Below are 21,774 nucleotides of genomic sequence, written 5' to 3'. Positions count from 1 at the left end.
GCCGAGCCTCAGCGAGGGGCCGGACGCTCGGGGCGAGACCTTTTGGTTCCTTTTGGGGCGTTTGCCAAAAGGGACTCGCCGTAAGGGCGAAACCGCCAGCCGCCGCTACCGCAGAAATGGATATGCACACGAACAGAAAGAACCTGGTCGGCTACCAGGCCGCCAAGGTCTAAAACGTCAGAGCCTGAAATGCCCGACCATCCCCTTCAACTCAACCCCCAACTGCGCCAGCTCAATACTCGAAGCCGCATTCCCCTGCATCGCCAACGAAGACTGATCCGCACTGGCCCGAATACTGGTCACACTGCGGTTGATCTCCTCAGCCACCGAACTCTGCTCCTCCGCAGCCGCCGCGATCTGCTGGTTCATCTGCTGAATCAACGACACCGCCGCCGCAATGCTGCCCAGCGCACTCTCGGTCTGAAGCGCATCACTGACCGCCAGCTTCACCAACTCACCACTGCTCTGAATCTGCTGCACCGACGACTGCGCCGCCGACCGCAAGGCGCTGACCAGTCGCTCGATTTCCTCAGTCGATTGCTGGGTCCGCCTGGCCAGAGCCCGCACCTCATCGGCAACCACCGCAAACCCCCTGCCCTGCTCGCCGGCGCGTGCCGCCTCGATGGCCGCGTTCAGCGCCAACAGATTGGTCTGCTCGGCCACACTTTTGATAACACCGAGCACTGTGCCGATATTCTGGATTTCCGCACTCAAGCTTTCGATGCTCGAACTGGCCGATGATGCCGAATCCGCCAGTTGCTCGATCCGCGCCATGCTCTGGCGCACCACCGCCTGGCCACTTTCGACCTTGCCGTCCGCCGTCTGTGCGGCTTGGGCAGCCTCTTCCGCGTTACGCGCAACGTCGTGCACCGTTGCGGTCATCTGATTCATGGCCGTAGCGACCTGCTCGGTTTCTTCCTTCTGACTGCTGACCTCAAGATTGGTCTGCTCAGTCACCGCCGACAGCGACTGAGCCGAACTCGCCAACTGTTCGATACCCGCCTGCAAACCGCTGACAATACTGCTGAGCCCCGCCCCCATCTGCTGCATGGCCTGCATCAATTGGCCGATCTCATCACGACGAGTCACTTCAACCGTCGAACTCAAATCGCCCGCGGCAATCTGCTGGGCAACGCGAATCACACTGCGCAGCGGCCCGACGATCAATCGGGTAATCACCCACGCCGCGATCAGCCCGACCAGCAAGGCCAGGGCCGACGAGCCGATAATCAGCACCGAGTTCTTTTTCAACTCGGTCTGCATCGACTGGTCTTCGGCCACATAGGCCTGGTCTACCCGCTCCACCACCTGCGCGGCGCGCTGATGCAACTGCTCGTAGACGGTTTTTTCCTGAGCCAGCAGGCCAGTGTATTCCGCCAGTTTTTCGCTGAAACCGCCGATATGCCCGACCACTTCATTGAGAACGGTCAGGTAGCCCTCATCCTTGACCGTGGTTTTCAATTGCTCGGCCTGAGTCAGCGCCTGGTCGGCCTGCTCGATCTTGCCTTGGGCGCTGTCGTCACCCTTGCGGCTCTGGTCGAGACGCACACGTGCTTCGTTCATGGCTTGCAGCATCAGCCGCGATACCTGGCTGACCTGATTGGCCTGCTCGATGAACTGGGAACCGTCCTTGCCTTCGGATTCCTTCAAGGCATAGGCGCCATCATCGGCAAGCCCGGCCTGCAGCACGTCGAGATTATTGGCCACGCTGGAGACCGACCAACTGGCCATTTCCAGCGCCAGGTCCTTGGCCTGACTCAGCGAGACGAATTCGTCAAACGCTTTGCGGTAAGCCCCCAACGACTGCTCGACGTCACTCATCACAGGAACGTTGGCCGGCGATTGCGCCTTCAGCTGATTCGCCAGGACGATCAGACCATCGACCCCCTCGTGCAAGGCCGTGACAACTTTCGGGTTGCCGTGCAAGGCGTACTCCTGCTCGAGCAGGCGCACCTTGAGCAAGCCACTGTTTAGCGACGACATCTGTTTGAGCCCGTCGAAGCGATGGCTGATGGTTTGCAGGGACCACACGCCGATGGCCGCCACCAGAGCTGTCAACAACAGCACCAGTAAAAACCCGACACCCAGTTTTTTTGCCATACCGAGGTTGGCAAAACGTCCTTGCACGGCCGAAATCATTGCACTTAGTCCCCTGACATAGTCTGTTGACGCAGATTCGCAACGGGCCTGTGTCAACACAAGTCTCTGGCGTCGGAATAATGGCAAAAAGCTACGCCCACGTCGTTTTCAGAACGCTTGAGGTCGATCCGGAGCGGTGGCCTGAAAAAACGCCCGGGCTCGCGGATCACAGGCGCAGGCCACATTGATACGCTGCCAGTCACTGGCCTCACTGGCAGGACTGAATGCCGTCGCGGAAGACAGCAGGACGCCGAAGCGCCTTGCCTGTGTTCGCACGTGAGCGTAGTCGGACTTGCGCGATCTCGCCCAGATGAACAAACCGCCAGCGGGTTTACCGAAAACCTCCCACTCGGCATCCTCCAGTACCTGCAGCGCGGCCTCTCGGTCATGTCTGAGACGCTGTCGCAGCCGCAATACCAACTTGCGATAGGCACCGCTGGCCAACAGACAGGCAAGCACCGATTCGCAAAACCCGGAAGCGCCCAGACTGCTGATCCGCTTGACCTCGGTCAGTCGCGAAATAACGGCGGTACCGGCCACTACAAAGCCGACCCGCAATGAACTGCTGAGGGTTTTGGAGAAGCTGCCGACGTAGATGACGTTGTCATCAGTATCCAGCGCAGCGAGCCGCATACCGGGGCCACTGTGAAAGTCCGCGTAGACGTCGTCTTCAATCACCAACACGCCATGGTTTTTGGCCAGATGCAGAATCCGCTGCGCCACCCCCGGCGCGAGGTTGCTGCCCGTCGGGTTGTGATAGAAGCTGTTGATGAACAACGCCCGGGGCTTTTTCTCAAGCAGCAACGCCTCGAGCACCTCGATGTCAGGTCCGCGCGGGGTGCGCGGCACTTCGATCATCGAGACGCCATGCAGCCTGAGCAGCTCGAACAGCAAGGAATAACCGGGACTTTCGACCACGACGCAATCACCCGGTTTGAGCAAGGTACGCACGATCAGGTCGAGCCCCTGACTGGCCCCGGCTGTCGTCATGACCCGGTTTTCTTCTGCGTCGATGTCAAGCTGGCTCAGGCGCTTGATGATTTGTTGACGTAACGCAAGCAGCCCCAGCGGCGTGCTGTAATTGAACAGGCCAGCCATGTCGGTACGGCTGACCTCCCGGATTGCGTAAGTCAGATCATCTGTCTCACGCCAGCTTTCGGGGAGCCCGCCACCCCCCAGTTTCAATGTGCCTGCGGCGTCGACTGTCTGTAACTCCGAGCCCTCTAACCAGGGTGAATCTGCAGCGACCAATGTTGGGGCAGCGACTATGAATCCGGCGCCATGACGCGACGCCAGCACCCCTTGAGCCACCAGCCGATCGCAGGCTTCAACGACGCTGGACTGGCTGAGTAAATTGGTCCGTGCGATTTGCCGCGCAGACGGCAAACGCGTCCCTGGTTCTATGCCGCTCTGACGCAGCCAGTACGCAAGCGCGTCGACGACTTGCTGTACGACCGGCACCAAGGCCTGTCGATCGATTCTCAATTCCATGAGCAAGCAAACTCCTGTTCGTTTGACGGCATGAGTTAATCACAGGCGCGCTCGATGGGCTGTGCGACAACGCCGTCAAAACTTGCGGTTCTAACCATTTGAAACACATTGCTGAGATATTCACGAAGGGGGAAAAAGCGGGGGGGGGGTGAGGCTGGGCGTACCTATCCGTTGCTGTAGTAAAGGCTGATATGGGGTCCGCCCATATCAGCCATCACCGAAGAAACAGATACATCCGAAGAACCGCGGCGAATCAAAACGCCGTAACCCCCCCATCCACCGCCAGCGAATGCCCCGTAGTGAACGCAGCACCATCGCTGCACAGATACAGCACTGCACTGGCAATTTCTTCAACCTTGCCGATACGACCCACCGGGTGCATGGCGTTGGCGAACTCGCCCTTCTTCGGGTCCGCTTCGTAGGCGCGGCGGAACATGTCGGTATCGATGACTGCCGGGCACACCGCATTCACGCGGATTTTTTTCTTGGCGTATTCGATGGCCGCCGATTTGGTCAGGCCGATCACCGCGTGTTTCGACGCTGCATAGATGCTCATCTTCGGCGCAGCGCCAAGACCTGCGACCGAAGCGGTGTTGACGATTGCGCCACCGCCCTGTGCCAGCAACAGCGGCAACTGGTACTTCATGCACAGCCAGACGCCTTTGACGTTAACGCCCATGATCGCGTCAAACTCGTCGACCGTACCCTCGGCCAATTTGCCTTTCTCAATCTCGATGCCAGCGTTATTGAAGGCGTAGTCGAGACGGCCGTAGGTATTCACCACCTCGTCCATCAGATTTTTTACATCGCTTTCCACGGTGACGTTGCAACGCACGAAGGTCGCTTCGCCGCCTGCCGTGCGAATCAGCGCCACGGTGCCCTCGCCACCGGCCGTGTCCATGTCGGCCACCACCACTTTCAACCCTTCCGCGGCGAACGCCTGGGCGGTCGCGCGACCGATACCGTTGGCGGCGCCCGTTACGACGGCGACCTGGCCGGAAAACGTCATGCTCATTGTTTTGTCCTCGAAGAGAAGAATGCGGGGGTTCGCGTTGGCCCAGTCTAGCCATTGGCGCTACCGCCACGGCAGCACTATCAGAAGGCCGGTTGAGCGCCCATGAGTTGCAGTGATAGAACGACCGGCCTGACTATCACTGCACTGGATCAGGCTGCATTCGCCGCATCAGCCAAACTTGCGGCGGCGACCATGAAGGTCTATCAACAAGGCTTCATTCATCTTGAGTGCCTGTCATGACTACCCAGACCAATCGCCAGTTCCTGCTCGCCAAACGTCCGGTGGGCGCGGCTACCCGCGAGACGTTCACCTATCAGGAAGTGCCGGTCGGAGAACCGGCCGCGGGTCAGATCCTGGTCAAAAACGAATATTTGTCCCTCGACCCGGCCATGCGAGGCTGGATGAACGAGGGCAAGTCCTACATCCCGCCGGTCGGTATCGGCGAGGTCATGCGCGCATTGGGCGTAGGCAAAGTCGTGGCGTCGAACAATCCAGGCTTTGCGGTCGGTGACTACGTCAACGGCGCCCTGGGCGTGCAGGATTACTTCCTTGGCGAGCCGCGCGGTTTCTACAAGGTCGATCCGAAACTGGCACCGTTGCCGGTTTATCTGTCCGCGCTGGGCATGACCGGGATGACCGCCTACTTCGCCCTGCTCGATGTCGGTGCACCGAAAGAAGGTGACACCGTGGTGCTCTCCGGTGCGGCCGGGGCGGTCGGCAGCATTGCCGGGCAGATTGCCAAGATCAAAGGCTGCCGTGTGGTCGGCATCGCGGGCGGCGCGGACAAGTGCAAGTTCCTGATCGACGAACTGGGCTTTGACGGCGCCATCGATTACAAGAGCGAAGATGTCGTCGCGGGCCTCAAGCGTGAATGCCCGAAAGGCGTCGACGTTTATTTCGATAACGTCGGCGGCGACATCCTCGACGCGGTGCTGAGCCGCCTGAACATGAAGGCTCGGGTGGTGATCTGCGGCGCCATCAGCCAGTACAACAACAAGGAAGCGGTCAAAGGGCCAGCCAACTACCTGTCGCTGTTGGTGAACCGCGCGCGAATGGAAGGCTTTGTGGTGATGGACTACGCCGCGCAGTTCGCCGCTGCCGGGCAGGAAATGGCCGGCTGGATGGCCAAGGGGCAGCTCAAGAGCAAGGAAGACATTGTTGAAGGACTGGAGACATTCCCGGAGACGCTGATGAAGTTGTTCAGCGGGGAGAATTTCGGGAAGTTGGTGCTGAAAGTCTGACCCGAAATTTAAATTCACCGCAAAACCAATGTGGGAGCGGGCTTGCTCGCGAAAGCGGTGTGTCAGTCGACATCAACGTTGACTGACATACCGCTTTCGCGAGCAAGCCCGCTCCCACATTTGATCTTCAGCGTCTGGTCAGGCGATTTCGGCTACTACGTCCGCCAACGCCTTGGCCGGATCCGCCGCCTGGCTGATCGGACGGCCAATCACCAGATAATCAGAACCGGCATCCAGCGCCTGACGCGGGGTCAGGATGCGGCGTTGATCGTCCTGGGCGCTGCCCGCCGGACGAATCCCCGGGGTCACCAGTTGCAACGACGGGTGAGCCGATTTCAGGGCCTGGGCTTCCAGCGCCGAGCACACCAGACCGTCCATCCCGGCTTTTTCCGCGAGTGCCGCCAGGCGCAGCACCTGCTCCTGCGGCTCAATGTCCAGACCGATGCCGGCCAGGTCTTCACGCTCCATGCTGGTCAGCACGGTCACACCGATCAGCAGTGGTTTCGGCCCGGTGCGCTGGTCCAGCACTTCACGGCAAGCAGCCATCATGCGCAGACCGCCGGAGCAATGGACGTTGACCATCCACACGCCCATTTCTGCCGCAGCCTTGACCGCCATGGCGGTGGTGTTCGGAATATCGTGGAACTTGAGGTCCAGGAACACTTCGAAACCCTTGTCGCGCAAGGTGCCAACGATTTCCGAAGCGCAACTGGTGAACAGTTCCTTGCCGACTTTGACCCGGCACAGTTTCGGGTCCAACTGGTCGGCCAGCTTCAGTGCGGCGTCACGGGTGGGGAAATCCAGGGCGACGATGATAGGAGTCTGGCAGACGGACATGTGCGGGCTCTCAGGCAGGACGAAATCGGCGCGCATTGTAGCGGAACCTGCGCGGCTGCGGGACCCGATGATCGGTAAATCGTCGTCGGCGCTCAGCCAAGACTAGCCCTTCCGCCGATTGTGTCGAGACCGATACATACACGACACGCCTGCAACACCCTTGCCCGCTACCCTCGGCAGCCGCAACACGTCCTTACAGCACTTCCCGCCTCCGGGCCGGACGCCTATGCTGAAGCCACAACCTCGCAGCCTATCTTTGTGGTTGGCAGCCTACCTGGCAGATGAACGCACGCATGCACAGCACCCAAGCCCCCTTGAACGACGATCAAAAAGCGCCTGGCGACGACAAGCGCTGGAGCATTCGCGCGCTGATCGTCGACGATGATGTCCCGATCCGCGAGCTGATGATCGATTACCTGGCCCGGTTCAACATCCACGCCAGCGGTGTCACCGATGGCGCTGCCATGCGTCTGGCGCTGCAAGCCGAGCATTTCGACGTGGTGGTGCTCGACCTGATGCTGCCCGGTGAAGACGGTCTGTCGCTATGCCGCTGGTTGCGCGCCGAGTCGGACATTCCGATCCTGATGCTCACCGCGCGCTGCGAACCCACCGACCGGATCATCGGCCTGGAACTGGGCGCCGACGACTACATGGCCAAGCCGTTCGAACCGCGAGAACTGGTCGCGCGGATTCAGACCATTCTGCGGCGAGTGCGCGACGACCGCACCGAACAGCGTGCGAACATTCGCTTCGACAGCTGGCGCCTGAACAGCGTGCTGCGCCAATTGATCGCGGCGGATGGCCTGGTGGTTCCGCTGTCCAACGCCGAATTCCGTTTGCTGTGGGTGTTCATCGAGCGTCCGCGCCGAGTGCTCAGCCGCGAACAATTGCTGGATGCGGCGCGCGGTCGCTCGATCGAAGCCTTTGATCGCAGCATCGACCTGCTGGTCTCGCGCCTGCGCCAGAAACTCGGCGACGACCCGAAAGCCCCGCAGTTGATCAAGACGGTACGCGGTGAGGGTTACCTGTTCGACGCCCGAGACATCGGCTGATGCGTGCGCGCTTCGATACGCTGTTCGGCCGCCTGTTTGGCGTGCTGCTGGTGGCGATCATCCTGGCGCATCTGCTCGCGTTTGCCTGGTTTCATCATTACGGTCCACCGCCACCGCCACCGCCGCCCGAGTTCTTCAAAGGTCTGGAAGGGCAGCGCCCGCCGATGGACCCACGTTTCGAAAACCGGCCACCACGGCCGTGGTTCGGTGGGCCGCTGGTGCCGCTGACGTTCCAGTTGATCTCGCTGATCATTGCAGCCTGGTACGGCGCAAAACTACTGAGCCGGCCGATCCAGCGCCTGAGTGACGCCGCCGAGCGCCTGAGCGAAAACCTCGATAGCCCGCCGCTGGACGAGTCAGGCCCACGGGAAGCCCGGCAAGCGGCCTACACCTTCAACCTGATGCAAAAACGCATCATCGAACAAATGCAGCAGCGTTCGCGGATGCTTGGTGCAGTCTCCCACGACCTGCGCACGCCGCTGTCCCGGCTCAAGCTGCGGCTTGAGCAGATCGACGACAACAAGCTGCAAGGCCAGATGCGCCAGGATCTGGACGACATGATCAGCATGCTCGACGCCACCCTCACCTACCTGCACGAGCAGCGCACCAGCGAGGCCCCGCAGTGGATGGACGTGCAGGCGCTGGTCGAATCCCTGAGTGAAAACGCCCAGGACCAGGGTTCCGATGTCCAGGCCACCGGCCACTGCGCACCGTTGCAGGTGCAGCCGATGGCGCTGCGTTCATGCATCAACAACTTGCTGGATAACGCCCTGCGTTATGCCGGGCAGGCGCAGATCGCGCTTGAAGACCATCGCGAACACCTGGTGATTCGGGTGATCGACCACGGACCGGGGATCGCAGAGGATAAACGCGAAGCTGTGTTCGAACCTTTCTTTCGCCTGGAAGGTTCGCGCAATCGCAACTCCGGAGGTGTCGGGCTGGGCATGACCATAGCTCGCGAGGCGGCTGAACGGTTGGGGGGAGAATTGAATCTGGAAGAAACCCCCGGTGGTGGCCTGACCGCCGTCATTTGGCTGCCTCGCACTTGAGCCACACATCGACCTAATGTGGGAGCGGGCTTGCTCGCGAAAGCGGTGGGCCAGTCAACTTTGATGTCTAATGACCCACCGCTTTCGCGAGCAAGTCGAATCGTCGCACCGCCGCTCCCACAGGGATCTGTGTCTGAGCGGAGATCTGTGTGTACCACTCGGTACAAACCCCACATACCCACGACAACTAGTTCCTTGAGGCTGCAAAAGCCGGTGCACCAGCCGGCTTTCCAATCCAGGGAGTGAGCCCAATGATCGGTAGCGTCAGCAACTACACGAGCTATAACAGCACCGCCAGCAGCACCACCAGCAATGCCCGCAGCCAGCAATTCCAGAAAGAACTGCTCTCAAAACTCGACACCAACAGCGATGGTTCGGTGGATCAGGACGAGCTCAAGAACGCCCTGTCACAGAAATCCGATGACGGTCTGCTGGCCAGTCTGAGCAAAAACTTCGCCGACCTGGACGGTGACGACAGCGGCAGCCTGAGCAGCGCAGAAATGGCCGCGATGGCGCCTCCTCCGCCACTGTCGCGTGATCAGGCGCCGGACACCGAATTGGCCGACGCGTTGATCAGTGCTCTGGATGCCGACGGTGACGGTGTCATCAGCGGCGACGAACTGAGCAACGGTCTGAGCAGCGCCGGCAGCAGCGCTGACAGCACGGAAATCTTCTCGGCCCTGGACAAGAACGAAGATGGTGTCGTCAGCAAGGACGAGCTGGCCGCCAGCCTCGCCCCGCCACCGCCTCCACCTCGGCAGGTGTCCGGCGAAGCGCTGTTCAGCCAGCTCGATGCGGACAGCGATGGCAGTGTCAGCGCCACCGAACTGGGCAGCGCGTTGCAGGCGAGCGACAGCACCTCATCGACCAGCACCGACACCAGTGCTGCGTTGCTCAAAGTATTGGATAGCGACAGCAGTGGCGGAGTCAGCAGCGACGAGTTGAAAGCTGCGCTGCAGGTCGGTCGCGAGAAGAACAGCGAAAGCTCCACCGATCAGGCGAACGTGGCAGAGGCGCTGAACAAAATGATCGCCAACCTGAGCAAGCAGTACTCGCTCGACAAGGTAGCGACGGTGGGCAAGTACCTGAACGTGGCGACCTGACCAGGACGCTCACGAAACCAATTGTAGGAGCCGGCTTGCTGGCGATGGCATCATCGCGGTTTACCTGCAACACCGCGGTGATGCCATCGCCAGCAAGCCGGCTCCTACACGTTTTGTGAAGGCAGTCAGGGCCGGCGATCTTCCACCCGCGCCTGACTCTTGCTCCAGTCGGTCAACAGGCTATACGCCACGGCCAACAACGTCGGCCCGATAAAGAGGCCGATAAAACCGAACGCAATCAGTCCGCCAAACACCCCCAACAGCACGATCACCAACGGCAAATTCCCGCCGCGACTGATCAGGTAAGGCTTGAGCACATTGTCGACTCCGCTGATGATGAACGTGCCCCAGATCCCGAGGAAGACCGCCATCCCGTACTCGCCCTTCCAGGCCAGCCAGGCAGTTGCCGGTATCCACACCAACGGCGGCCCCATGGGAATCAGGCTGAGCATGAAGGTGACAATGCCAAGCACCAGCGCCCCAGGTACTCCGGCAATCAGGAACCCGATCAACGCCAGCACCGCCTGGGCTGCCGCCGTCCCGATCACGCCGTTCACCACGCGCTGAACCGTACCCGCCACCAGTTCGATGTAGTAACCGGCGCGATCACCGATCAATCGTTGCAGCAGGCCGTGGACAAACGCCGCCAGGCGCGGCCCGTCCCGGTAGAAAAAGAACACGAACACGATGCTCAGCGTCAGCTCGAGAATGCCGCCGCCAATCTGTGCACTGCGCGCCAGCAGCCAGTTACCGACCTGCCCCAGATAAGGTTTGAGCGACACCATCATCGCCGCGCCTTGCTGATCGATACTGTTCCAGATCACCACCAGCCGTTCACCGACAAGAGGGACACTGCCCAGCCAGGTCGGCGCTTCCGGCAAACCATCCATCTGCACATCCTTGATGAACGCCGTGGCATCGCGCACATGGTCCGCCAGGTTGAAACCCAGCCACACCAGCGGCACCGCCACTACCAACATCCAGCCAAGGGTCAGCAATGCCGCCGCCAGGGACTCGCGACCGTTGAGCCAATGCGTCAGCAAGCGCATCAGCGGCCAACTGGCAAAGGCCAGCACCGCCCCCCAGAACAACGCCGACCAGAACGGCGCCATCACCCAGAAGCTCGCGCCAAACAACACCAGGAGCAGGATTTGCACCAACAGCCGATCGTTATTGATCATCTGAATCTCGAAAAAAAGTCAGTTCGCAAAAGAGTAGGCGAACGCGGCCAGCGCGCCCGCCTGATCCAGCTTATCGCAATAGCTCGATGTGCAGGCCAGAGCCTTCGACGCTGCCCGTCTCCATCCGCGCCGATCGTACCCCCTGGCTGATTAATGCCTGACGCCAGGCTTCGGCATTGGGTCCTGAAACGGTCACCCGCAAGGTCGTGTCCAGGTTCAGGCCGCGCGAGAGCAAGCGCAACCAGGTCTCGTCGGGCGCGTTGGTCAGTTTCGGGAAATCGAGTTCACCGGTGCTTTTGAGCTCTCGCAACAAGGTCGCGGAGGTGGGCAGCAGATCACCCAACGGTGCGGCAGCATCGAACTGTTCAACGTGCAGATAGGCTTTGCGATTGCCGCGAGTGATGCTGTACAGCGCCACCAGCGTATTGTCCTTTGGTGCCGCCAACCGCAACAGCAGATAGGCCTGCTGATCGTCAGCGCCATAAAGCTTGGCATTGCCAAAGACTTCATTGGCCCACAGGCTGCTTTCACCACAATCACGGGCCTGGCACCAGAACAGCAATTCGGCACCCTGCTTCTGCAAGGCTTCGCGAGCGACGGTAAACGCTTCGGTAGACGAATGCTCCGGAGGCAACTCGTAGGTCACCGAAGTGGTTTGTCCACGGGCGCTGACCTGACCGTCGAAGCGCAATTGGCCGCTGATCTTGCGGATCGAACCCAGCGGATAGATCCGCTCAAGTTCGACCGCCGGGCGATAGTCGACGATCTGCGAATCGGTCACCCGCGGCACGATCGGCAGGTCCTGACTGCCCGGCACATCGGCGGCAAACACCAGAGGACTGAAACAACACAGCGCCAGCAGACTGATTGAACGCATGGATAAGCTCATCGGATCAGCATGGCCTGGGCACCCTTGATGACGCTGGCGTCGTCGATGCGTTCGGGCACCAACAACCCACGCTGCACCGCCGGACGCGCTTCCATATTCGCCATCCAGCGTTGCAGGGCCGTCAAGCCGTCAACGTCGACACCTGACCACTCGTGGCCGCGCACCCACGGATAAGTGGCGATGTCGGCAATGCTGTAATCGCCGGCGAGGAATTCCACGTCCTGCAGGCGCGTGTCGAGCACTTCATACAGGCGACGGGTTTCATGCTGATAGCGGTCGATGGCACCCTGGAGTTTCTCCGGAAAATAACGGAAAAACACGTTGGCCTGGCCCTGCATCGGGCCGATTCCTCCCATCTGGAACATCAGCCACTGCAATACCACCGAACGCCCCTTCGGGTCCCGGGGCAACAGTTTGCCGGTCATTTCAGCGAGGTAAATCAGGATGGCGCCGGATTCGAACACGGCAAAATCGCCGTTGGCGCGGTCGACAATCGCCGGTATCCGGCCATTGGGGTTGATCTTGAGGAAGTCCGCGGACTTCTGTTCCTTCTTGTCGAAACTCAAGGCGTGCACCGTGTAGGGCAGGCCGAGTTCCTCGAGCACGATAGAGACCTTGTGGCCATTCGGGGTCGCAGCGGTGTAGAGATCTATCATGGTTGTCTCCCATTTCAACCCGCCCAGCCTCGACAGTTGCCCGGCGCAAGTCAAGGAACGGCGAAGAACCGATTGAAACAGTCTGCGACAAGGTCGGCACCGGGTTCGTCATTCAGGTGCAAATGATGACCGCCAGGCAGCTGTTCACGGCTAAAGGGTAGACGCTCCAGCAACTCGGGATGTTTGGCGAGCATGCCGTCAGCCGCGACGACCAGCAGCGCAGGACAACTGACCCGCTGGACGAAGGCCATGGCCTGTTCGGTGGTCAGACGCAACGGCGACGGCAGCGTCAGGCGGTTGTCGGTACGCCAGGTGTAGCCGCCCGGCACCGGCATCAAGCCACGCTGGGCCAGCAGTTCGGCGGCTTCGCGGCTGACGGCCACCAGACCTTTCATGCGCGCTTCGATGGCGCGGTCGAGGGTGTTGTAGACCGGTTTGCTTTTCTCCCGCAGATCCAGCTGCGCTTGCAGGGCCATGCCCATGCGCTCAGCCGCATTTTCGCCTTTGTCTGTAGGAGGAATGATGCCGTCGATCAAGGCCAGATGGGTGACACGTTCCGGCAGCGAACCGGCAATGATCAACGAAGCGATCGCGCCCATGGAATGGCCCATCAGCGCAAAACGCTTCAAGCCAAGTTGTTCGGCGACTTGCAGCACGTCATGGGCGTAGTCCCACATCGCGTAACCGGCACCCGCGGGACGATGCCCGGAATGACCGTGTCCGGCCATGTCCAGCGCAATGATGCGCAGCCCTTTGAGTTTCGGCGCCAACCGGGCAAAGCTGTTGGCGTTATCCAGCCAGCCGTGCAAGGCGATCACCGGCAAACCGTCCTCGGGACCGAACAGGTGCGCTGCCAGCTCGATGTGCGGCAGGCTCAGGCGGACTTCTTCGACGACATGGCTCATGCACATTCCTGCTGATGGCGACCGTCCCAGCGGCTGAACAGGTTTTTCAGCAGCAAGGCCGTGTCCTGGGGACGTTCAAGTGGAAACATGTGCCCGCCCGGCATGGTCAGGGATTCGCCCAACGGCATGCGACCGACAGCACTGGCGTGATGACGCATCACCACGCGGCTCTTGTGCCCACGCACCACCGCCAGCGGCACCTTCAACTGCCGAGCGCGGCCGGGGCTGGTGTCCGGCACACCACGGTAGATGCTGATTTCCGTGGCCGGGTCGAAACGCAGGCGCAGTTTGTCGCCAACCTTGCACAAACCGTGTTGCAGGTAGGCGTCGAAACATTCCGGATCGAAGCTGCGAAACAGGGTTTTGCCAGCGAAATAGCGGCGGGCACTTTCGAGGTCGGCGAACTCTTCCCGACGCCCCAGCGTGCGGCCCGCCGGAGTCAGGCGGTCGATAAAACCAAAGCGTTTGGCGGCACGAATCACCCACTGATCGGCGCGGGTCAGCACCGGTGAATCGAGCATCACCACGCCGCGGTACAGCTCGGGACAGCGCAACGCGGCGTGCAGGTGCAGCACACCGCCGAAGGAATGGCCGACGCCCCATACCGGCTCCGCTTGCTGTTTGAGGTGATGAATCAGCTCGTCCACCAGGTTGTGCCAATTGTCGTCCGCCGGGAAACGCGGATCGTGGGCGTGCTGCTCCAGATGCGTCACCTGATACTCGGGCGCCAGCGCCGCGAACAGCTTGCCGTAGGTCCCCGAAGGAAAACCGTTGGCGTGGGCGAAAAATATCTGCTGCGACATACCAGTCGTTCCATCAACCAAAAACAGAACCCGATTGTCCGCAAGCCCACCGTGATTCGCAATGACCGTAACTGCCAGGAATGATGACAGTCGTGCCGTGGCTATGAGCGGCAAGGGTCGGACCTGTTATTTATGACAGTTGACAGCCAATCCTCAGGACGCGGATAAGAACACTGCCGCCAAACCTCGGGCAACGCCTGTCATGACTCACGTCAACACGCCTGCTATTGCAGTGATCGACTCCCGGGGACTGGGTGTGCGTGGTGTGGCATATCACCGCCGCGACGATTCTGCAGCTGAAAGCTGCATCACACAGCAGGTACACGATGTTGCCGGGCGTGCGGTGTTGAGCCGCGACCCACGGTTGTTTCTTTTGCATCAGGCAGGCCAGAGCGCCGCCAATCAAATCAATGTATTCAGCCTGTCGGGCGCCGTGCTTTTATCCGAAAACGGCGACGCTGGTTGGCGCCTGGGATTGCTCGGCGAGGATGGGCAAGGCGTCGAAGGTTGGGATCAGAAACTCAGCCATAGCTGCGTGCGTTATGACGGGCAACGGCGGCCGATCGCCGCATTCGAGTGTGCTCACGATGGAGCGGAACACTGCATCGCGCGGTTTTCCTATGCAGATGTCAGAGCCGATGAAACCCACAACCGGCGCGGACAATTGATTCGGCATGACGACACCGCAGGCTCTTTGCGCTTCATCGAATTCGGCCTCGCCGGCACGCCGCTGGAGCACAGCCGTACCTTTGTAGAAGATCCGCAATGGTCCGTGAACTGGCCCGAAGCCGAGACCGAGCGCGATGGTTTACTGGAGGATGAACCCGCTATCACCCGCATTCACTGCAACGCGGTGGGTGAGCCCATCAGGCAGATCGATGCAAAAGGCAATGTCCAGAGATCCATTCTGACCCGTGCTGCCGAGCTGAAAGAAGTTCGCCTGACACTTGCCGGGCAGACCGAGGAAAAAATCCTGGTCAGTGACATCCAGCACAACGCCTTCGGCCAGGTCGAACGACAACGTGCGGGAAACGGCGTGATTTCGTGTGCGACGTTTCGCCCTGAAGACGGGCGACTGGAGCAGCTGAAGGCCTACGTACCGGGGCAGCCAGCACTGCAGGATCTGATTTACGACTATGACCCGGCAGGCAATATCACATGCCTGACCGACAGCGCCGATCCTGTTCATTACCATCGCAATCAACGAATCGAACCGACCCATCGTTACCGATACGACAGCCTTTACCGACTGATAAAAGCCAGCGGCCGACAGCTTCGCAACGCCCCTGGTGGTCCGCAATTGCCAGCGTTCCAGTCCGCCCCCGATCCCGGACAACTGGAAAACTACACGCGCATTTACACCTACGACAAGGCCGGCAACCTGGAGGTCATGCAGCACCAGGCAGACAATGCAAACCGCACCGAACGCACGGCCATCGCCCGCCTCAACAACCGCAGCCTGCCCGAAAAAACCAATGGCGAGTTACCCGACGAGAACGAAATTGCCGCCGGTTATGACGTCAACGGGAACCGCAACACCCTTCAACCGGGACAAGGCTTGCTATGGGATCTGCGCAATCAGTTGCGTCAGGTCGAACAGGTAGTGCGTGAGGATGAACCCAACGATATCGAGTTTTACCTCTACGACGGCAGCGGCCAACGTCTGCGAAAGATCCGCCGCGCCTACACCGGAACCCTGACCCGCAGTCACGAAACACGCTACTTGCCGGGTGTGGAAATTCGCACCTGCGCTGACGAAATCCTCCACGTCATAACAGTGAAGGCCGGACGCGGAACAGTTCAGGTTCTGCATTGGGAGAAAAAGCCAGCATCAGACATTCCCCAGGATCAGCGTCGCTACGGCTTCACCGATCATTTGAACTCCAGCACCGTCGAGGTGGATGAAGACGCCAAACTGATCTCATGGGAAAGCTACTACCCGTACGGTGGAACCTGTTGGTGGGCCGGGAGAAACAAGCTGGAAGCCAGCTACAAAACGATTCGCTACTCGGGGCAGGAACGGGATGCCACGGGGTTGTATTGCTACGGGTTTCGCTACTACATACCTTGGTGTCAGCGATGGTTGAGTGCCGATCCGGCAGGGACCTCGGACGGGTTGAATCTCTATGCGATGGTTCACGGGAATCCGGCGGGGCATGTAGATATCGCCGGACTGATAGATGACCACACGGTACAAAGCAGAAACCTTCGCGATGCGTCTTCATCAGCCTTTATGCGCGATTTCGTTTCCAGAGGTTTGTCTGGCCTTGTACAAATGTCGACCATTGCGGCGCTGAACACCTTGCCACCCAGTCGTGCTACTAACGCTGCACTGGCCACAACCGCCGGCCTGCTTGAGGGGATTTCCGTCGGGATTGTCGGTGGCGGTTTGGCTGCACGGTTTCATCGTAACGCAATGGTATTGGGTGCCATCGGCGGCCTTATGATAGGAGTTTTACCGGCGGCGTTGAGTCACGACAGTGATTCAACGGACGAATCAGAGGTAGAACTGAACCAGACAGCCATCAACCGAATAGGCTCGGCAGCAGGCGCAATCACTCGAGAAATCTCACAACAGATCCTCAGGGGGCATGGTGCAAACTTTCCCTGGGGCAATGTCAGCCTGGGTAATCGGATGCCGACCTTTTATCGAACAGGCTCGGTCTATGCAGTTACCAATGCGCTCAACGGCGCGTTCGGTCGATATGTCCCAGAGTCCATTCGCAGTTGGTTAGGTCCTTTAGTAGAGGGGACGGATGGGTTTGTCGGAACATGGTTGCGGGGAAATCATCCAGAAACAACCTATGCAACCGGCACTTCGCCGATTCAGAGACCACCGTTCTTCGATACAGCCTTCGGAGCAAGCGGCAGGATTACCTCCGGCCTGTTCATTTACGGCGTAGGCACCGCGGTTGAAGCCTCGACGGCCAGCATCACCGGCCTGGGTGCCTCCGAGCGCGGTGATTCGGTGAACATGATAAGTGGAGCCGTCACCGGTGCCTTCACCGCGCTCAGTGGCCATCGAGCTCTGATCATGGAAACCGCTCTGAATGGATACCGTGGAATGAATCCGCAGGTAGCAGATCGCATTAGTCCAGACGTCCAGTCAGCGGTACCTAGATCATCAAGCAGCCGATTCGTCGTCCGACGCCATAGCGCTCACGTCTGAAGCCGTCTGTCGAGACCCGATTCAAAAGGATTATCGAGCCGGCGGATTCTCTCCCAACGGCACAACCGCCATGGTCAGCCGCGACACACAACTGGCCTTGCCCTCATCGCTGGTCAGCCGAATGTCCCAGACATGGGTGGTGCGCCCGATGTGGATCGGCTTGGCCACGGCTGTCACGCGACCACTACGCAGTCCACGCAAATGGTTGGCGTTGATTTCCAGCCCCACGCAGTAGAACTTGCTGGCATCGATGCACAAATAGCTGGCCATGGAGCCGACAGTTTCCGCCAGCACCACGGACGCGCCGCCATGCAGCAGACCATAAGGCTGGTGCGTTCGATGGTCGATGACCATGCTGGCGGTCAGGGACTCTTCGTCGAAGGCTTCGAAGCGGATATCCAGCACTTCACCGATGGTGTTTTTCTGAATCGCGTTCAACTGCTCGATGTTGGGAGTGGTGCGCCACAAACTCATTGCAGACATCCTTTGTTGGTTTTGTCGTGACTCAATCCTGCCACAGCACCGCTTCGCTGCGCTCGCTCCATTCTTCGAACCGGGCACCATAAGCCGCTTCGATCACGTTGCGCTTGATCTTCAGGGTCGGCGTCAGAAAACCGTTTTCCACCGCCCAGCTGTCTTTGACCACCACGAGCCGGCGCAGGCGCTCATGCTTGTCGAGGGCGTCGTTGACCTCCTCCAGCAGTTTTTCCAGGCTTGAATGCAGACCGGCGCGCGCGGTTCCGCCCGCGTCCTGCTGCCCCACCGCCGAGAGTACGCACAGTCCCAGCGGCGCGCTCAAACCGTCGCCGACCACACACACCTGTTCAATCCGCGAATGCACGGCCAGGCGGTTTTCGATCGGTGCAGGGGCGACATACTTGCCTTTGCTGGTCTTGAAAATTTCCTTCAGCCGTCCGGTCAGGCGCAGGTTGCCTTCGGCGTCTTGCTCGCCCTTGTCACCGGTGCGCAGGAAACCGTCCTCGGTCATTGTCTCGGCGGTTTTTTCCGGATCCTTGAAATACCCGAGCATGTTTGCCCCGCTGCGCACCATCACCTCGCCCGATTCGGCGATCCGCACTTCAACCTCCGGGCAAGGCTTGCCGATCCAGCCGGGTTTATTCTCGCCGGACCGGCCGATGTGGGAATAACCGCAACTTTCGGTCATGCCGTACACCTCTAGCACATCCAGCCCGAGCTTTTGATACCACAGCAACAACGTCTGCGGCACCGGCGCCGCGCCGGACAGTGCGACGCGCAAGGCATCCAACCCGAGCCCGGCGAGCACTTTGTGCCCTACCCGCTTGCCGATGAAGGGTAACCCGAGCAGGAAGTCGAGGCGTTTCGCCGGGATCTTGCTGTACACGCCCATCTGGAACTTGGTCCAGATGCGTGGCACGCCGAACAGCGCGGTAGGCCGCGCACGCTGCAAATCGGTCAGGAAAGTATCGAGGCTCTCGGCAAAGAATACGGTTTGCCCGGTGTAGATCGAGGCCAGTTCAACGAACATTCGTTCGGCGACATGGCACAGCGGCAGGTAGGACAGCAGCCGATCCGATTCATTGAGGCCGAACAGTTGCGTGCCGTGGGTGGTAGCGAATCCCAGCGTGCCAAAGCTGTGCATCACGCCTTTGGGCATGCCGGTGGTGCCGGAGGTGTAAATGATGGTCGCCAGTTGATCGGCGGCAGGTTTGGGGTCGTCCTGGATCGGTGAACACGCTTGCAGGTCGGCCCAGCTGAAATCGAAGCTGCCCGGCGGATGCAATGGCAGGCTGATGGTCGGCAGGTCGGGGCGAACCCCGCGGGACATGCCGGACCAGTCATCGAGCTTGCCGATGAACGCCAGCGCCGCTTCGGAGTGCTCGAGGACTTGCGCGACGGATTCGGCAGTGAGGTTCGGGTATAACGGCACCGAAACGTGCCCGGCCATCCAGATCGCCAGGTCGGCGATGATCCAGTGCGCGCAGTTTTTCGAGATCAGGGCGATGTGACTGCCTTGCGGCAATTCCCGCGCCCGCAGCCAGTGCGCGGCGCAACGGGCCTGATGGCCGACGTCTTCCCAGGTCAGGGTTTCGACCTGGCCACCACCCACCGGTTGAACCAGAAAGCGCTGACGGGGATGACGCGCCTCGCGCTCGTAAAAGACGTCCAGTGGCAAATGAAAAGCAGCAGACATGCGACTCGCTCCTTTATTTTTGGTCTGGAGCAAGCGTAGTCAACCAAGCGGTTGCTTGGTTAATTATTTGTCTGCAAAAAAGATCGCAGCCTTCGGCAGCTCCTACATGGATTGTGTACATCCTGCAGGAGCTGCCGAAGGCTACGATCTTTTGCGGTTACGGGTGCTTGATGCTGTTGAGCTTCATCGCCCCGGCCAATGGCAAATCCCCTTCCAGCTCTGCGAGACCGGCAGTACCAACCCTTTCCGGGTCCTGTACATGACCATGCTGCAGATACCCCAGCAAGTTGCCCACCAACGGGTTATGACTGACCAGCAATGCGCGATCCACGGAGACCAGTTGTTCCGAAACCACTTGTGGGCTGTAGTCGGGGGTCAACCATTCGACGGTGCGGATTTCCGGTGCGAACCCCAGCGTGTCGCGTACCAGTTGCGCGGTCTCCTGCGCACGGCGGTAGGGGCTGGCATAAATGGCTGTAAGCTTTTTATCCATCAGTTCCGCAGCCGCGCGCAACACCTCCTCACGACCGTGTGCCGTCAATGCCCGCTCGGAATCAGGACGTTTGCCGTGTGGCTCGGCCTCACCATGACGCAATACCCAGAGTTTCATAGCTTGGGTTCCTCATCTCGGGCCGGATGCGGCGCAGGCGCCACGACGTGCGGCGCTTCACCTTCCGGTGTACGCGGCGTCGGCCAGTCGGCGAACGGCCAGGGTTTCTGGTCGCTGTGGAACGTGCCGAAACGACCGATCTGCGCCAGGAACTGGCTCAGGCTGTCGCCGAAATTCATCAGGCTGGCGCTCGGGGCGCCATAAATCAAACGATAGACCAGTTGCACCAGCACCACGGCGCCGAGGATGAATTGCGCCACCTGCCAGACCAGCAGGAAGACGATCATCCACAACACCCGCAGCAGGATGGATTCGTAGCCGGCTTCTACTTTCGGATCGTTCATATGCAAGTCCCTGCCTGTTTTAAAAGCGTGATCAGTTGAAACCACTGGTGGAAATAAAGTCGACGTCGGTTTTCGGTTCGCCGCGCATCAACGCTTCAATCACCTGATTGAGCGTGCGCCCTTCGAACAGAATCGCGTGCAGCCCGGCGACCAGCGGCATGTACACGCCCACCTCCTGGGCCTTGGCCTTGAGCACTTTCAAGGTATTCACACCTTCCGCGACTTCGCCAAGCCGCGTCACCGCTTCTTCCAGGCTCAAGCCTTGGCCGAGGGCGAATCCGACCTGATAATTGCGGCTTTTCGGCGACGAACAGGTCACGATCAAATCCCCCACACCCGCAAGCCCCAGGAACGTCATCGGGTTGGCCCCCTGATTCACGGCAAAGCGGGTCATTTCCGCCAGCGCCCGGGTGATCAGCATGCTCTTGGTGTTTTCGCCCATGCCCAGCGCCACCGCCATGCCGGCGATGATCGCGTAGACGTTTTTCAGCGCCCCGCCCAACTCCACGCCGAAGCGGTCGGCGCTGGCGTACACGCGAAAGGTGCGGCCGTGCAGCGCTTCCTGAACACGTTGGCAGAGTTCTTCGTCTTCGCTGGCGACCACGGTGGCGGTCAGTGCGTGTTCGGCGATTTCACGGGCCAGGTTCGGCCCGGACAGCACGCCAATGCGCGCTTGCGGGGCGATTTCTTCGAGGATCTCGCTCATCAGTTTGAATGTGTGGGCTTCGATGCCTTTGGTCAGGCTGACCAGCAGCTTGCCGCTCAATCGTTCGGCGTGCGGGGCCAGTACCGAGCGCAGGGCGCTGGACGGCAGCGCAACGAAGCACAGGTCGCAAGCCTCCAGAGTGGCTTGCAGGTCTGTGACCGCTTCCACTCCAGGGAGAATCTTGATGCCTTTCAGGTAACGCGGGTTCTCGCGATTGACCCGAATGGCTTCTGCCTGTTCAGGGTCACGCATCCACTGCCGGACCTGAAGCCCGTTCTCGGCCAGCAGGTTAGCCACGGCGGTACCAAAACTTCCGCCTCCCAGGACCGCAATCGGGCGCTGTTCAGTCATATGCAATCCGTTAATCCAATACCAGTGGCGATGCCGGCATTATACGGAGCGGCCCAGTGG

General features: G+C 60.2%; 20 protein-coding genes and 1 pseudogene. 6 read left to right on the top strand and 15 right to left on the bottom strand.

Features of this window, described 5'->3' with window-relative positions:
* Positions 1-177: 177 nt before the first annotated feature.
* From PMI01S_RS32495 to PMI01S_RS21195, 4 genes and pseudogenes are all read right to left on the bottom strand, one after another.
* Positions 178-882, bottom strand: a complete 705-nt coding sequence (locus tag PMI01S_RS32495) for a methyl-accepting chemotaxis protein (RefSeq protein ID WP_371850932.1) — start codon at positions 880-882, stop codon at positions 178-180.
* Between the two features lie 204 nt (positions 883-1,086).
* Positions 1,087-1,263 (bottom strand): annotated as a pseudogene (locus PMI01S_RS32490) (HAMP domain-containing protein); the annotation flags it as partial.
* Between the two features lie 984 nt (positions 1,264-2,247).
* Positions 2,248-3,630 carry an aminotransferase-like domain-containing protein gene (locus PMI01S_RS21200; protein WP_084322015.1) on the bottom strand — a complete coding sequence of 461 codons (1,383 nt, stop codon included), beginning with the start codon at positions 3,628-3,630 and terminating at the stop codon, positions 2,248-2,250.
* A 253-nt stretch (positions 3,631-3,883) separates the two neighbouring features.
* Positions 3,884-4,645 carry an SDR family oxidoreductase gene (locus PMI01S_RS21195; protein ID WP_084322014.1) on the bottom strand — a complete coding sequence of 254 codons (762 nt, stop codon included), beginning with the start codon at positions 4,643-4,645 and terminating at the stop codon, positions 3,884-3,886.
* Between the two features lie 102 nt (positions 4,646-4,747).
* On the opposite strand from PMI01S_RS21195, the gene PMI01S_RS31740 reads away from it, so the two are divergent.
* Both PMI01S_RS31740 and PMI01S_RS21190 read left to right on the top strand, forming a co-directional pair.
* The gene (locus PMI01S_RS31740) at positions 4,748-4,885 is read left to right on the top strand and encodes a hypothetical protein (RefSeq protein ID WP_159439541.1); all 138 of its coding nucleotides are present in this window, start codon (positions 4,748-4,750) and stop codon (positions 4,883-4,885) included.
* Positions 4,882-5,886 (top strand): NADP-dependent oxidoreductase, encoded by a 1,005-nt coding sequence (locus PMI01S_RS21190; protein ID WP_084322013.1) that lies wholly within the window; start codon positions 4,882-4,884, stop codon positions 5,884-5,886. The genes PMI01S_RS31740 and PMI01S_RS21190 overlap by 4 nt, the downstream gene beginning before the upstream one ends.
* Before the next feature lie 138 nt (positions 5,887-6,024).
* On the opposite strand, the gene pyrF is transcribed toward PMI01S_RS21190, so the two are convergent.
* On the bottom strand, positions 6,025-6,723 hold the full coding sequence (gene pyrF, locus PMI01S_RS21185; RefSeq protein WP_167362965.1) for an orotidine-5'-phosphate decarboxylase: 699 nt from the start codon (positions 6,721-6,723) through the stop codon (positions 6,025-6,027).
* Positions 6,724-7,016: 293 nt separating this feature from the next.
* Here pyrF and PMI01S_RS21180 point away from each other — a divergent pair, with 293 nt between their 5' ends.
* The 3 genes from PMI01S_RS21180 (at position 7,017) to xopAW (ending at position 9,927) form a co-directional block, all read left to right on the top strand.
* Positions 7,017-7,775 (top strand): response regulator, encoded by a 759-nt coding sequence (locus tag PMI01S_RS21180; RefSeq protein WP_084322011.1) that lies wholly within the window; start codon positions 7,017-7,019, stop codon positions 7,773-7,775.
* A complete protein-coding gene (locus tag PMI01S_RS21175; protein ID WP_084322010.1) occupies positions 7,775-8,824 on the top strand; it encodes a sensor histidine kinase in 1,050 nt (349 codons plus the stop codon). Before PMI01S_RS21180 ends, PMI01S_RS21175 begins: the two co-directional genes overlap by 1 nt.
* 251 nt (positions 8,825-9,075) lie before the next feature.
* A complete protein-coding gene (xopAW, locus tag PMI01S_RS21170; protein WP_084322009.1) occupies positions 9,076-9,927 on the top strand; it encodes a XopAW family type III secretion system calcium-binding effector in 852 nt (283 codons plus the stop codon).
* A gap of 125 nt (positions 9,928-10,052) precedes the next feature.
* Here the strand turns inward: xopAW and PMI01S_RS21165 are convergent, their stop codons facing one another.
* The 5 genes from PMI01S_RS21165 to PMI01S_RS21145 all read right to left on the bottom strand — a co-directional run bounded on the left by PMI01S_RS21165 (position 10,053) and on the right by PMI01S_RS21145 (position 14,361).
* Entirely contained in the window at positions 10,053-11,108 is a 1,056-nt protein-coding gene (locus PMI01S_RS21165; protein WP_084322008.1) for an AI-2E family transporter, read from the bottom strand.
* Between the two features lie 70 nt (positions 11,109-11,178).
* Positions 11,179-11,985 carry a DUF4892 domain-containing protein gene (locus tag PMI01S_RS21160; protein WP_084322007.1) on the bottom strand — a complete coding sequence of 269 codons (807 nt, stop codon included), beginning with the start codon at positions 11,983-11,985 and terminating at the stop codon, positions 11,179-11,181.
* Positions 11,986-11,993: 8 nt separating this feature from the next.
* Entirely contained in the window at positions 11,994-12,653 is a 660-nt protein-coding gene (locus tag PMI01S_RS21155; RefSeq protein WP_084322006.1) for a glutathione S-transferase family protein, read from the bottom strand.
* A 50-nt stretch (positions 12,654-12,703) separates the two neighbouring features.
* Entirely contained in the window at positions 12,704-13,558 is an 855-nt protein-coding gene (locus PMI01S_RS21150; RefSeq protein WP_084322005.1) for an alpha/beta hydrolase, read from the bottom strand.
* The gene (locus PMI01S_RS21145; protein WP_084322004.1) at positions 13,555-14,361 is read right to left on the bottom strand and encodes an alpha/beta fold hydrolase; all 807 of its coding nucleotides are present in this window, start codon (positions 14,359-14,361) and stop codon (positions 13,555-13,557) included. The genes PMI01S_RS21150 and PMI01S_RS21145 overlap by 4 nt, the downstream gene beginning before the upstream one ends.
* Positions 14,362-14,563: 202 nt before the next feature.
* Here PMI01S_RS21145 and PMI01S_RS21140 point away from each other — a divergent pair, with 202 nt between their 5' ends.
* A complete protein-coding gene (locus tag PMI01S_RS21140; RefSeq protein WP_084322003.1) occupies positions 14,564-17,530 on the top strand; it encodes an RHS repeat-associated core domain-containing protein in 2,967 nt (988 codons plus the stop codon).
* Between the two features lie 30 nt (positions 17,531-17,560).
* Here PMI01S_RS21140 and PMI01S_RS21135 read toward each other — a convergent pair whose 3' ends face one another.
* The 5 genes from PMI01S_RS21135 to PMI01S_RS21115 all read right to left on the bottom strand — a co-directional run bounded on the left by PMI01S_RS21135 (position 17,561) and on the right by PMI01S_RS21115 (position 21,714).
* The gene (locus PMI01S_RS21135; RefSeq protein WP_056853110.1) at positions 17,561-18,004 is read right to left on the bottom strand and encodes a hotdog fold thioesterase; all 444 of its coding nucleotides are present in this window, start codon (positions 18,002-18,004) and stop codon (positions 17,561-17,563) included.
* A 31-nt stretch (positions 18,005-18,035) separates the two neighbouring features.
* Positions 18,036-19,703, bottom strand: a complete 1,668-nt coding sequence (locus tag PMI01S_RS21130; protein ID WP_084322002.1) for an AMP-binding protein — start codon at positions 19,701-19,703, stop codon at positions 18,036-18,038.
* A gap of 157 nt (positions 19,704-19,860) precedes the next feature.
* The gene (gene sixA / locus PMI01S_RS21125; protein ID WP_084322001.1) at positions 19,861-20,313 is read right to left on the bottom strand and encodes a phosphohistidine phosphatase SixA; all 453 of its coding nucleotides are present in this window, start codon (positions 20,311-20,313) and stop codon (positions 19,861-19,863) included.
* Entirely contained in the window at positions 20,310-20,657 is a 348-nt protein-coding gene (locus tag PMI01S_RS21120) for a DUF4389 domain-containing protein (RefSeq protein ID WP_084322000.1), read from the bottom strand. The genes sixA and PMI01S_RS21120 overlap by 4 nt, the downstream gene beginning before the upstream one ends.
* Before the next feature lie 31 nt (positions 20,658-20,688).
* On the bottom strand, positions 20,689-21,714 hold the full coding sequence (locus tag PMI01S_RS21115; protein ID WP_084321999.1) for an NAD(P)H-dependent glycerol-3-phosphate dehydrogenase: 1,026 nt from the start codon (positions 21,712-21,714) through the stop codon (positions 20,689-20,691).
* Positions 21,715-21,774 lie beyond the last annotated feature (60 nt).

Source organism: Pseudomonas migulae NBRC 103157, assembly GCF_002091715.1.
GTDB classification, from domain to species: domain Bacteria; phylum Pseudomonadota; class Gammaproteobacteria; order Pseudomonadales; family Pseudomonadaceae; genus Aquipseudomonas; species Aquipseudomonas migulae_A.
Note: the sequence above shows the minus strand (reverse complement) of the source record. Positions and strands in the feature narration are given on the sequence as shown.